General features: G+C 69.2%; 9 protein-coding genes (1 of these 9 cut by a window edge). 4 read left to right on the top strand and 5 right to left on the bottom strand.

The features are described from left to right. Together BVIR_RS01520 and BVIR_RS17340 are read left to right on the top strand one after the other, a co-directional pair. On the top strand, positions 1-878 hold the end of the coding sequence (locus tag BVIR_RS01520; protein WP_236823657.1) for a M23 family metallopeptidase. It extends 1,039 nt beyond the left edge of the window; 878 of the gene's 1,917 nt are visible here — the last part of the coding sequence; its start codon lies off the left edge, out of view; its stop codon occupies positions 876-878. 152 nt (positions 879-1,030) lie between these two features. Beyond that, complete coding sequence (locus BVIR_RS17340) at positions 1,031-1,528, top strand: hypothetical protein (RefSeq protein ID WP_055036136.1); 498 nt, start codon at positions 1,031-1,033, stop codon at positions 1,526-1,528. A gap of 182 nt (positions 1,529-1,710) precedes the next feature. On the opposite strand, the gene clpB is transcribed toward BVIR_RS17340, so the two are convergent. Next, the gene (gene clpB / locus BVIR_RS01510; RefSeq protein WP_055036135.1) at positions 1,711-4,299 is read right to left on the bottom strand and encodes an ATP-dependent chaperone ClpB; all 2,589 of its coding nucleotides are present in this window, start codon (positions 4,297-4,299) and stop codon (positions 1,711-1,713) included. A 205-nt stretch (positions 4,300-4,504) separates the two neighbouring features. Here clpB and BVIR_RS01505 point away from each other — a divergent pair, with 205 nt between their 5' ends. Then, positions 4,505-5,311: an MOSC domain-containing protein gene (locus tag BVIR_RS01505; RefSeq protein ID WP_055036134.1), complete on the top strand. Its 807-nt coding sequence runs from the start codon at positions 4,505-4,507 to the stop codon at positions 5,309-5,311. Between the two features lie 151 nt (positions 5,312-5,462). On the opposite strand, the gene BVIR_RS01500 is transcribed toward BVIR_RS01505, so the two are convergent. From BVIR_RS01500 to ptsP, 4 genes are all read right to left on the bottom strand, one after another. Further along, on the bottom strand, positions 5,463-6,248 hold the full coding sequence (locus BVIR_RS01500; protein WP_082416545.1) for a DUF4167 domain-containing protein: 786 nt from the start codon (positions 6,246-6,248) through the stop codon (positions 5,463-5,465). A 558-nt stretch (positions 6,249-6,806) separates the two neighbouring features. Continuing rightward, entirely contained in the window at positions 6,807-7,712 is a 906-nt protein-coding gene (gene prmC, locus BVIR_RS01495) for a peptide chain release factor N(5)-glutamine methyltransferase (protein ID WP_236823656.1), read from the bottom strand. Continuing rightward, complete coding sequence (prfA, locus tag BVIR_RS01490) at positions 7,709-8,785, bottom strand: peptide chain release factor 1 (RefSeq protein ID WP_055036133.1); 1,077 nt, start codon at positions 8,783-8,785, stop codon at positions 7,709-7,711. The genes prmC and prfA overlap by 4 nt, the downstream gene beginning before the upstream one ends. A gap of 178 nt (positions 8,786-8,963) precedes the next feature. Beyond that, a complete protein-coding gene (ptsP, locus tag BVIR_RS01485; RefSeq protein ID WP_055036132.1) occupies positions 8,964-11,231 on the bottom strand; it encodes a phosphoenolpyruvate--protein phosphotransferase in 2,268 nt (755 codons plus the stop codon). A gap of 325 nt (positions 11,232-11,556) precedes the next feature. On the opposite strand from ptsP, the gene BVIR_RS01480 reads away from it, so the two are divergent. After that, the gene (locus BVIR_RS01480) at positions 11,557-12,891 is read left to right on the top strand and encodes an IS1182 family transposase (protein WP_055036131.1); all 1,335 of its coding nucleotides are present in this window, start codon (positions 11,557-11,559) and stop codon (positions 12,889-12,891) included. Positions 12,892-12,920: the final 29 nt, after the last annotated feature.

The following is a 12,920-nucleotide window of genomic DNA, read 5'->3' as shown; positions in this document are numbered from 1 at the left end:
AGAGCCGGCGTTTGGGGGCCAGGGCGGCCGCGCGCGACGACGATGACGATGACGACGACGATCGTGGCGTGCCGCTCTACCAGTCGATCTACGAGACCGCCTTGCGCAACAAGGTGCCGAAGCCGGTGATCGAGGACCTGATCCGGATTTACGCCTACGACGTCGATTTCCAGAAACGGGTTCGCGCCGGCGACGCGTTCGACGTGCTCTACGCCGAGGATGCCGCAACGGAAGGCCGCAGCGAGGTGCTGTTTGCCTCGCTCACCGTGGCCGGCGAGACGCGGCGCTACTATCGCTTTCTCACCGCCGACGACCAGGTGGTCGACTATTATGACGAGGGTGCCAAGAGCGCGAAGAAGTTCCTGATGCGCAAGCCGATGGAAGGCGGCATTTTGCGATCGGGCTTCGGGCCGCGCCGCCACCCCATCCTCGGCTACACCAAGATGCACACCGGCGTCGATTGGGCGGCGCCGCACGGCACGCCGATCTACGCCTCCGGCAACGGCGTGGTCGAGAAGGCCGGATGGGAGTCCGGCTACGGCAAGTACGTGCGGCTGCGGCACAATAACGGCTATGAGAGCGCCTACGGTCACATGTCGGGCTTTGCCCGCGGCATGACCGAAGGAGCGCGGGTGCGCCAGGGCCAATTGATCGGCTTCGTCGGCTCGACCGGCCTGTCGACCGGGCCGCACCTGCACTACGAGGTCATCGTCAACAACCGCACCGTCGACCCGCTGCGCGTCAGGCTGCCCCGCGGCCGCTCGCTGGAGGGCAAATTCCTCGCCGAGTTCGAGCGCGAGCGCGAGCGGATCAACCAGATGCTCAACATGGTGGGCAACCCCGCCCGCGTCGCCGAGACCCCGGGCCGGCGCAGTTGACCGCCCAGACTGCCTTTCGCCCTGACATTGCCGAATAATTCGGCGCCGCAGTCATGGCGAAGTTCACAAATCCTGCTTAGCATGCGCGCGGGTCGTCGCCCTTAGCCCGACCGAAACGAGACACCCGCGGCGGCCACGACGAGGATTCCGCAATGAAGAGATGGCTTTCCGTCCTGCCGATTTTGGTCGCCGCCGGCGGCCCGGCCTACGCCGACATTCAGATTCAAGACGCACGCATCGCCGCCGGCGACGTCGTGATCCAGGGGCGCACGTCGGCCCCCAAACAGGCCGTCGTGGCTGACGACAACGACAGCACCGCCGTCACCAGCGGGGCCGACCGCAAGTTCACGTTGAAGCTGAATTACTTTCCCACCAACTGCACCGTCACGCTGAAGGCCGGCGACGACACCCGCACCGTGGTGGTGTCGATGTGCGGCACCCGCGGCCCGGCCGGCGCTGCCGGCGAGGCTGGACCGGCGGGGCCGGCCGGCCCCGAGGGTCCGGCTGGCCCGCGCGGCGAGAAGGGCGATGCCGGTCCGGCCGGTGCGCCCGGCCCGGCCGGTGCTGCCGGTCCCGCCGGTCCGCGCGGCGAGAAGGGTGACAAGGGCGATAAGGGCGATCGCGGCCCGGCCGCCGGCACCAAGCAGTGACCTGACCGCGCCACGGGCGGCCTTGCCACGGGCGGCCTTGGGCCGGCCCGCCGGCGAAGGCCTCCGGTCATTGTAGCCTCGCCGTCTCGTCGATACGGATACCCGAACGACAAGGCCCGCCCCCACCGTGGGAGCGGGCCTTTCCTTCGGGGCCGGGCCGATCGATCAAGCCGGCGGCATCATCATCCGGCAGCGCGGCGCGTGGCGAAGGTGAGCCCGCCCTCGCCGACCGCCACCTCAACCCGGTCGCCGTCCTGGACCGTTCCGGCCAAGATCAGCTCGGCCAGCGGATCCTGCACGTATTTCTGGATCATCCGCTTCAGCGGCCGGGCGCCATAGGCCGGGTCCCAGCCCTTTTCGGCGAGCCAGGTCCGCGCGCCCTCGCCCAGCTCCAGCACGATCTTGCGCTCGTCGAGCAGCGTCTGCAGCCGGGCCATCTGGATGTCGACGATGCTCGCCATCTGCTCGCGCTTGAGCCGATGGAACAAGATCACCTCGTCGACCCGGTTGAGGAACTCCGGCCGGAAGTTGGCGCGCACCACCGCCATCACCTGCTCGCGCACGACGTCGACATCCTCGTTGTCGGCGAGCGAGACGAGATACTCGGCGCCGAGATTCGAGGTCATCACGATCAAGGTGTTGCGGAAGTCGACGGTGCGGCCCTGGCCGTCGGTCAGGCGGCCGTCGTCGAGCACCTGCAACAGCACATTGAACACGTCCGGGTGCGCCTTCTCGATCTCGTCGAACAGGATCACCTGATAGGGCCGCCGGCGCACCGCTTCGGTCAGCGCGCCGCCCTCCTCATAGCCGACATAGCCGGGCGGAGCGCCTATCAGGCGGGAGACGGCGTGCTTCTCCATGTATTCCGACATGTCGATGCGCTGCAGCGCGCTCTCGTCGTCGAACAGGAACGCCGCTAAGGCCTTGGTCAGCTCGGTCTTGCCGACGCCGGTGGGGCCGAGGAACATGAACGAGCCGATCGGCCGGTTGGGATCCTGCAGGCCGGCGCGGGCGCGGCGGATCGCGGTCGACACCGCCTTCACCGCCTCCTCCTGGCCGACCACGCGCTGGCCGATCACGCTCTCCATGCGCAGCAGCTTGTCCTTCTCGCCCTCCAGCATCCGGTCGACCGGCACGCCGGTCCAGCGCGACACCACCTGCGCCACGTGATTCGCAGTCACCGCCTCCTCGACCATGGCCTCGCCGCCGCCCTGTTCGGCGGTCTTCAGCCGCCGCTCCAGGTCGGGGATCACGCCATAGGCCAGCTCGCCGGCGCGCTGGAACTCGCCCTTGCGCTGGGCATTGGCGAACTCGTTGCGGGCGTGGTCGAGCTGCTCTTTCAACTTCTGCGCCGAGGCCAGCTTGTCCTTGTCGGCGCGCCAGCGGGCGGTGAGGTCGGCCGACTGCTGCTCGGCCTCGGCCAGTTCGCGCCGCAGCCGCGTCAGCCGGTCCTTGGAGGCGGCGTCGGTCTCCTTGGTCAGCGCCTGCTCTTCGATCTTGAGCTGAATGACGCGGCGGTCGATCTCGTCCAGCGCCTCGGGCTTGGAATCGACCTGCATGCGCAGTCGCGAGGCGGCCTCGTCGACCAGGTCGATCGCCTTGTCGGGCAGGAAGCGGTCGGCGATGTAGCGGTTCGACAGCGTCGCCGCGGCGACGATGGCGCCATCGGTGATTCGCACCCCGTGGTGCAGCTCGTACTTCTCCTTGAGGCCGCGCAGGATCGACACGGTGTCCTCGACCGTCGGCTCCGACACGAACACCGGCTGGAACCGCCGTGCCAGCGCGGCGTCCTTTTCGACGTGCTTTCGGAACTCATCGAGCGTGGTGGCGCCGATGCAGTGCAATTCGCCGCGCGCCAGCGCCGGTTTCAGCAGGTTGGAGGCATCCATCGCGCCGTCGGCCTTGCCGGCGCCGACCAAGGTGTGCATCTCGTCGATGAACAGGATGATGCCGCCTTCGGCCGCGGTCACCTCGTTCAGCACCGCCTTCAGGCGCTCCTCGAACTCGCCGCGATATTTGGCGCCGGCGATCAGCGCGCCCATGTCGAGGGCGAGCACGCGCTTGTCCTTCAGGCTCTCGGGCACATCGCCATTGACGATGCGGAGCGCCAGGCCCTCGACGATCGCGGTCTTGCCGACGCCGGGCTCGCCGATCAGCACCGGATTGTTCTTGGTGCGGCGCGACAGCACCTGGATGGCTCGACGGATCTCCTCGTCGCGACCGATCACCGGATCGAGCTTGCCGTCGCGGGCCGCCTGGGTGAGGTCGCGGGCGTATTTCTTCAGCGCGTCATAGGCGTTCTCGGCCGAGGCCGAATCGGCGGTACGGCCCTTGCGCAGCGCGTTGATCGCGGTGTTCAGCCCCTGCGGCGTGACGCCGCTGTGCTTGAGGATTTTGCCGGCGTCGGTGTCCTTGTCGAGGGCGAGCGCGAGCAGCAGCCGCTCGACCGTGACGAAGCTGTCGCCGGCCTTCTCCGCAATCTTCTCGGCCTCGCCGAACAGCCGCGCCGTGCCCGGCGCAAGGTAAAGCTGGCCGGCCCCGGCGCCCTCCACCTTCGGCAGCTTGGCGAGCGCGGCATCCGTCGCCAACAGCGCCGCCTTGGCGTCGCCGCCGGCCGCACCGATCAGCCCGGCCGCCAACCCTTCCGGATCGTCGAGCAGGACCTTGAGAATGTGCTCCGGCGTGAACTGCTGGTGCCCTTCGCGAACCGCCAGCGACTGGGCGGATTGGATGAAGCCCCGTGCCCGTTCGGTATATTTCTCGATATTCATCGCCGTATCTCCCTCGCCTGCTTCCCAGTCGCCCCGAAGGCTCGACGCCAGCCGCTGCGTTCATCGTGCCAGGGCCCGAAGCGCCCTGCTTGCCGGATATGGGCGTTGCCAATCCGCGGCAAAAGGGGGATGCAGCATATCGAACGCCGAACCTGCGATGGCGGGCCGAGGGCGGCACCCACGGCCCGCAGCCAAGGAGACGACGATGGTTCCGACCTGCCGCGTCGCCGCGATGTACCGCTATCCGGTGAAGGGGCTGTCGCCCCAGGCGACCCGCCACGCCGACCTTGCCTCCGGCGGTTTCTTTCCGGGCGACCGGCTCTACGCGGTCGAGAACGGATCGTCCGGCTTCGACGAGGCCGCGCCGGCTCACCTGCCCAAGGCGCAGTTCCTGTCGCTGATGCAGTGCCCGGCGCTGGCGCTGATCGCCAGCCGCTACAACGAGCCCGACCGCACCTTGACCCTGCGCCGCAACGGCGAGGCGGTGCACGGCGACCTCGCCACCCCGGCGGGGCGCGAACTGATTGCGGATTTTCTCGCCAGGCATCTGCCGGCGGGCGACCTGCGCGGCCCGCTGCGGCTGCTGGCGGCGCCCGATGGCTTCCGCTTCACCGACTCGCGGCGCGGCTTCGTCTCGGTCGTCAACCTCGCCTCCGTTGCCGCGCTGGAGGACTGGGTCAGCGGCCCGGTCGACCCGCTCCGGCTCCGCGCCAACCTCTATGTCGAGGGCTGGCCGGCGTTCGCCGAACTCGACCTGGTCGGGCGAACGCTGGCGTTCGCCTCCGGAGCGCGGCTGAAGGTGATCAAGCGCATCCAACGCTGCACCGGGGCCGACGTCGACCCCCGCACCGGCCGCCGCGACCTCCACATTCCCCGCACGCTGATGGTGCAGCTCGATCACGCCGACTGCGGCATCTATTGCGAGGTGCTGACCTCCGGCCGCATCGACGAGGGCGAGCGTTTCATGGTCGAGCCGGCGGAGAGCCCCGACCCGGCCGCCGAGCCGCGCTGAGGCTCGGGCTCGCTCCTCCCGCGCGGCAAACGGACCACCCCGCGATAGGCCGTAACGAAAAAGCCCCGGTCCGCAGGCGCGAACCGAGGCTATTTCTATTTCGTGTCGTCGGATTGCCGGCCGATCAAGCCGTGACGGGCCGAACGGCTCGTCAGGTCGAGGACGGCTCGCCCGCCGGGGCAGGCGCCGGATCGGCACCACCCTCGCCACCCTCGCCGCCCGGCTGCTCGCCGCGCGGGAAACGATGGCGGCGGCGGCGGCGGAAGGTGCGCGCCTCGCGCTCGGCATCGCTGCCGGCGGCGGCCGGCACCACCGGCTGTGCGCCGGTGATGAAGGCCGGCAGCCCGCCATAGGCCGGCGCCTCGTCGCTCGCCTCGCTGCCAATGGTCGGCTGGGGCTGGTCGGCAAAGCGCGGCTGATCGACGAACCGCGGCTGCTCCGGATAGCGCGGCTGGTCGGAGTAGCGCGGCTGATCGCGCAGCGCCGGCTGATCGCGCGGCGACGGCGGCTCGCGCGGCGGCTGCGGCTGGCTGGCGCTACGCTCCTGCTCGTGCAGGCGGGCGAGACCGGGATGGGTGAGCCCCGGCATCATCAGCGGCTCGTCGTCGTCGTCGTTGTCCTCGCGCGATTCGTCGGCGCGGTTGAAGCCCTGGGCCGGCTGGAACTGGGCCTGCGCGGCAGAGATGGTGCGGAAATAGTGCTCGGCGTGCTGAAGGTAATTTTCGGCAGCGACATGGTCGCCCGAGGTCAACGAATCGCGAGCCAGTTGAACGTATTTCTCGGCGATGTGGGCGGCGGTGCCGCGGATCTTCACGTCCGGTCCGTTTGACTCGAAGACCCGAGTCAGCGGGTTCTGGCCACGCCGACCGCTGTTACTGCTGTTGTTGTTATTGTTATTGTTGCGGCCGCGCATGCGCTTCTGCTGTCCATTTCTCATCGATTCTAACTCGTTTCGCCTCGGACGCGCGTGGCGCGCTTGTGGTCCGGCCGTTCCCGTGGCCAGACGGTTAGGAGCTGCGGCCATCGCAACAGACATCATCGCCGCGCGTTCGCAGCGGCGATCGTCAGTGCAAATGTCGTCGAACCGAAGCCCCTGTTCACGGATGCTGCCGCGAAGACCGTGTCTTCTGATCGCGGTACATCGATTTTCGCTACCGTTTGCTCGAGCCAGCGGTGCTATCATCCAGGGAGATCGCTTGGCTCGGTGAGCAAGAACCGCGATGGACCCTTCGTCCACCAGCCCGACCGGGCACCACCGTTCCGGGTCGCCTGCCTGCGCCCGTCTTACGGGTCGATTCCGCGTCGAACCCTAGTCGGTTTTGCCGCTCGATCCAAGAGCTTTTGCATTCCGCGACGTCGGGCCGGCTCCTGTAACGCCGCCACGACGCTCGGCCGCGCCACGCCGGCGCGAACCGAGAAACCCGACCGGAGCATACGAAACCCGGCCGGTCGGGCCACAGCCATGTCGTCCGCCCGCCGAAAAATCTCTGTTCGATCAACGGCTGTTCGGCGAGTTTGTTTCCAACATCGCGCCGAGATCGGCCTGGAGCGTTGCGACCAGCGCCCGCGGGTGGCCGGCCAAGTCCGCCGCCACCTCCCGCACCACCAACCCGGCGGCCACCGCCAGATTCGCCACGGCCGCGGCCTGGCCGATGCCAAGTTCCAACACCGCGAGGCCGCCGGGCGTCAGCAGCCGCGGCAAATCGGCCAGGATCGCCCGATAGGCGGCGAGCCCGTCCGCGCCGCCATCGAGCGCCGCTGCCGGGTCGAACACCCGCACCTCCGGATCGAGCCCGGCAATGTCGGCGGTGGCGATGTAAGGCGGGTTCGACACCACCACGTCGAAGCGGCCGCCGAGCGCCGTGCCCCAGTCGCACGCCACCACCGCCGCCCGCGCGGTGAAGCCATGGCGGGCCAGATTGGTCCGGGCGGTCGACAGCGCAAGGCGGCTGCGGTCGGTGGCCACGCCGCTGGCCCGCGGATATTCGGCCAGCAGCGCCGCCAGCAGCGCGCCCGAGCCGGTGCCGAGATCGATGATTCGGAGCGGCGCCGTCCGCTCGGGCCGGGCCCGCAGCACCGCCTCGACCAGCGTCTCGGTATCGGGCCGCGGCACCAGCGTCTCGGCCGACAGCTCGAACTCGAGGCCCCAGAACTCGCGCGTGCCCTTCAGCCGCGCCATCGGCTCGCGCCTCAGGCGGCGCGCCAGCAGGGCGGCGAGCGCGTCGGCCGCCTCGGTGCCGAGCGGGCGGTCGGCGGCGAGGATCAGCCCGCTCGCATCGCACTTCAGCGCCCAGGCCAGCAGGTGGCGGGCGTCGGCATCGGCCTCCGCGATGCCGGCGGCGTGCAGGGCCTGCCGCACCAGCCGGCGGGCGGTGCCGACCGACGTGTCCGGGGCGATCACGCCGGATCGTCCGCGGCCAGCAGCACCGCCTGGTGCTCGGCGACCAGGGCGTCGATCAGCTCGCTCAAGGCATCGCCGGCCAGTACCTGCGGCAGCTTGTAAAGGGTCAGGCTGATGCGGTGGTCGGTGACGCGACCTTGGGGAAAGTTGTAGGTGCGGATGCGCTCGGAGCGGTCGCCCGAGCCGACCTGCAGCCGGCGGTCGGCGGCGCGGGCGCTGGCGCGGGCCTGCTCCTCCTGGTCGTAGATCTTGGCGCGCAGATGCGCCATCGCCTTGGCCTTGTTGCGGTGCTGGGAGCGCTCCTCCTGCACCAGCACGACGATGCCGGTCGGTAGATGGGTGACGCGCACCGCGCTCTCGGTCTTGTTGACGTGCTGGCCGCCGGCGCCGCCGGAGCGCATGGTATCGATGCGCAGATCCTTGTCGTCGATGGCGACGTCGACCTCCTCGATCTCCGGCAGCACCGCCACCGTCGCCGCCGAGGTGTGGATGCGGCCGGAGGTCTCGGTCGCCGGCACGCGCTGGACGCGGTGGGTGCCCGATTCGAACTTGAGCTTGGCAAAGGCGCCCTCGCCTTTGATCTCGGCGACGATTTCCTTGAAGCCGCCGGCGGTGCCCTCGCTGACCGACACCACCTCGACGATCCAGCCCTGCAAGCCGGCGTAGCGCTGGTACATCCGGAACAGATCGCCCGCGAACAGCGCCGCCTCGTCGCCCCCGGTGCCGGCCCGGACTTCCAGGATGACGCTGCGGTCGTCCATGGCGTCCTTGGGCAGCAGCGCGAGGCGGACCTCGTGCTCCAGCCTGGCGAGACGGTCCTGCAACCCGGCGCGCTCGCTGCGTGCCATCGCCGCCATCTCGGCGTCGAGCGCCGGCTCAGCCAGCAGCCCGTCGAGGTCGGCGAGTTCCCGCACGGCGTCGCGATAGAGCTTGACGCGTTCGACGACGCGGTCGAGCTCCTTGAATTCGCGCGACAATCTGGCGAGCGCCTCGGCCCCGGGCGCTGCCGCCAGCTCGGCCTCCACCGCGGCGTGGCGGGCGAGAAGCGCATCGAGGCGCGCCGCAGGCAGCATGTGTAACCCTTTGAAAAACAGAAGAAACGCGAAAATCGGGGTCGCGTCGAAGGCCGCCGCTGCCGTCCGGGCGGCTTGCTAGAGCATCCGACCTGACTGCATCAGGTCGGATGCTCTAGGTCTTTGTGATCTCGCATTTTCTTTCGCACAACCGGATCCCACTTGTGCGGAAAATGCTCTAGACCGACAGCGACTCGGCCGCGGCGAACGCCAGCAGGCGCTGGCGCAACTGCATATCGCCGCCGCTGTTCTCAAGCCAGGGCAGGATGTGGCCGGCGGCGCGCCCTGCGTCGAGCTGGCGCAGGATGGCCTTGACCGGGCCGACCGCGGTGACCGACACCGACAGCGAGCGGAAGCCGAGCGCGATCAGCGCCACCGCGCCCAGCGGCTGCGACGCCAGCTCGCCGCACAGCGTCACCGTCTTGCCGTGTGCCTTGCCGGCGTCGACGATGCGCTTCAGCGCGCGAAGCACCGGCACGCTGAGCGGGTCGAAGCGGTCCGACACCCGGGTGTTGCCGCGGTCGACCGCGTACAGGAACTGGATCAGGTCGTTGGTGCCGACAGAGACGAAGTCGGTGTGTTCCAGAAGCTCGTCGAGCTCGAACAGAAGCGACGGAACCTCGACCATGACGCCGACCTGGAGCTGGTCGGGCAGCAGGTAGCCATGGCGGCGCAGGTGGGTCAGCTCGCGCTCGACGATGGAACGGGCGCGCACGAACTCGGCGACGTCCGCCACCATCGGGAACATCAGGCGGAGATCGCGCCCGGCCGCCGCCTTCAGCATGGCGCGGACCTGGCTGCGCAGCAGCCCCGGCCGGTCGAGCCCGAGGCGGATGGCGCGCCAGCCCAGCGCCGGGTTCTCCTCATCGAACGAGCGCATATAGGGCAGCACCTTGTCGCCGCCGATGTCGAGGGTGCGGAAGGTGACCGGGCGGTCGCCGGCGGCGTCGAGCACCGCGCGGTAGAGCTTCTCCTGCTCGCCGGCGCGCGGGAACGAGGCCGCCACCATGAACTGCAGCTCGGTGCGGAACAGGCCGATGCCGGCAGCGCCGGTCTCGGCGATGTGCGGCAGGTCGACCAGGAGGCCGGCATTGATGTTGAGCGCGACGTGCTCGCCGTCGCGGGTGATGCACGGCTTGTCGCGCAGCGCGGCGAACTGCTTTTGCTTGCGCGCCCTGAGCCGGGCCTTCTCGGCATAGGCGGCCTGTACGTCGGCCTGCGGCCGGACATGGACCTCGCCGGAGGCGCCGTCGACGATGATGGCGTCGCCGGGATCGACCAGGCCGGCGGCGTTGGGAATCTGGCCGACCGTCGGCACCCCGATCGCCCGCGCCACGATGGCGATGTGGCTCATCGGCCCGCCCTCTTCGAGCAGGAGGCCGCGAACCCGCGAGCGGTCGTAGTCGAGCAGCGCCGCCGGGCTCATGTTGCGGGCGACGATGACGGCGTCCTTGGGCAGCCCCTCGGGCTTGGGGGCGTGGGTGCGGCCCATCAGCTGCCGCATCAGGCGATGGGCAAGGTCGTCGAGGTCGTGCAGCCGCTCGCGCAGAAACGGGTCGCTCTGGCGCATCATGCGGGCGCGGGTATCGGACTGCACGCGCTCGACCGCGGCCTCGGCGGTGAGGCCGGTCAGCACCGCTTCGCGCAGCCGATGCAGCCAGCCGCGGTCGTGGGCGAACATGCGGTAGGTTTCGAGCACGTCGCGGTGCTCGCCGACCGAGCCGATATCGCCGCCGTCCAGCATCGAATCGATCGAGGCCCGCAGCGCGTCGACCGCGTCGTCGAGCCGCGCCACCTCCCGCACGATGTCCTCGGCGATGAAATTGGTCACCACCACCCGCGGCTCGTGCAGCACGACGTGGCCAAGCCCGATGCCGTCGCACAACCCGAGGCCGGAGAGGTGCAGCGACCGCCGTGCCGCCGGCTCGGCGCCCGGACGGGCCAGCGCCGACAATTCGCCCGAGGCGATCATCTCCGCCAGCACCATCGCGGTGGTCTGCAGAGCCTCGATTTCCTCTTCGGAATAGGTGCGGTGGGCCCGGTTCTGTACCACCAGCACGCCGAGGGTATTGCCGGCGCGCAGAACCGGCACACCGAGGAAGGAATGGTAGACCTCTTCCCCGGTCTCCGGCTTGAACGCGAAGGCGGGGTGGGCCTGGGCGTTGGACAGGCTGAGGGGCTTGGCGTCCTGGGCGACGAGGCCGACCAGGCCCTCGCCAGCGCGCATCACGGTCTGGTGGACGGCAGAGCGGTTCAGGCCCTCGGTGGCGTAAAGCTCGAGCGTGCCGTCGACGCGCAACACGTAGACGGAGCACACCTCCGCCACCATGTTGGCGGCGATCAGCACCACGATCTTGTCGAGGCGGTCCTGCGCGCTGACCGGCTCCGCCATCACCTCGCGGAGGCGCCGAAGCAGCACGCGCGGACCTCCGAGCGAGCCGCGCATCTTTCTCTCGCGATTGCCCGGCCATAGGCGGGGTCGAGATAGTGTCGGGGCGGATGAAGCATCCGGCGGCACCGTCGTCAACCGCGGCGCTCACCGGGGAGCCATCCGGGACGGCGGACGCAGTTAAGTTACGTTACGGCAGAGCAGCGGCCACTCCCGGCACCCGCCCCGGCGGACGCCGGCACGACCATTCAACAAACTATTGATATTGCGCACAAAACGTCAGCGCCCGGCGGCACCGGACGCCAGATGTCAGGTGTTCGGGCCTAGGAGCCTGTCCGAGAAGTCATGGCTTTTCGGCGACGGATCTGATTCAATCGCCTGCATGAGCAGGCATTTTCGGCCGTGGAAGATCGACCAGACGCAGCTTTTCCCGCCGGCGATCACGGACTATGTGCCGAAAGATCACCTCTCGCAGTTCGTGATCGCCTTGGTGCGCGATGGCCTTGATCTGGATGAGATCTTTGCCAGCTACAAAGGCGAGCTGGGTCAGCCGCCGTACGACCCTCGGATGATGGTCGCTCTGCTGCTCCACGCCTACTGCACCGGACTGTACTCGTCACGGCGAATTGCCAAAGCCTGCACCGAGCGGGTCGACTTCATGATGATCGTCGCGCACGATGCGCCCGATTTCCGCACCATCGCCGACTTCCGCAAACGCCATCTGGCGGCGCTCGCCAACCTGTTTGTCCAGGTGCTGAAGCTGGCCGAGGCGGCTGGGCTGGTGAAGCTCGGGCACGTCGCGCTCGACGGCACCAAGATCAAGGCCAACGCCTCCAAGCACAAGGCGATGAGCTACGGGCGCATGCAGGAGCGTGAGGCGGAGTTGCAGGCGGAGGTCGACCGCTGGCTGACGAGCGCGGAGGCCGCCGACGCGCAGGACGACGCGCAGCACGGCACGAGACGCCGCGGCGAGGAGATGCCCGACTGGGTGGCCGACAAGACCAAGCGCCTGGCCAAGATCCGGGAAGCCAAGGCCGCGCTCGAGCAGGAAGCCGCCGCGGCTGCGGCCGCCAAAGCCGAAGCCGAACGCCAAGCGGAGGAGGCGCGCCGCGCCGAGGGACGCAAGCGGCCGGGGCCGCCTCTGAAACCCCGCTCGGACGCGCCGGCCCCCAAGACGCAGCGCAACTTCACCGATCCCGACAGCCAGGTGCTGCTGACCAAGGACGGCTACGTCCAGGGCTACAATGCTCAGGCGGCGGTCGACGGCGCGGCGCAGATCATCGTGGCCCACGGGCTGACCAAGAGCATGAGCGACTGCCCGCAGTTGGTGCCGCTGGTCGAGGGCATCGAGGCTCATCTCGGCCGCAGGCCGAAGGAGGTCTCGGCGGACGCGGGCTACTGCAGTGAGGCAAACCTCGCCGCGCTCGCCGCCCGCGACATTCGTGCCTATGTCGCCATCGGTCGGGCCAAGCGGCCGGCCGAGGCTTCGCGGAAGCTGGGCGGGCCGCTCACCCAGCGCATGCGCCTGACGCTGAAGCGGGCCGGCCACCGCAGCCGATATCGCCTGCGCAAGCAGATCGTCGAGCCGGTGTTCGGCCAGATCAAGCAGGCGCGCGGGTTCCGACAGTTCCTGCTGCGCGGTCTGGCAGCGGTTCAGGCGGAATGGGCGTTGATCTGCCTCGCCCACAACATCACCAAGCTCGCGAGAGCCGGGTGAGCGAGACACGCCACGCTCGGACACCGTGC

Source organism: Blastochloris viridis, from assembly GCF_001402875.1.
GTDB lineage: Bacteria > Pseudomonadota > Alphaproteobacteria > Rhizobiales > Xanthobacteraceae > Blastochloris > Blastochloris viridis.
This window is presented reverse-complemented; position numbering and strand designations above follow the sequence as displayed.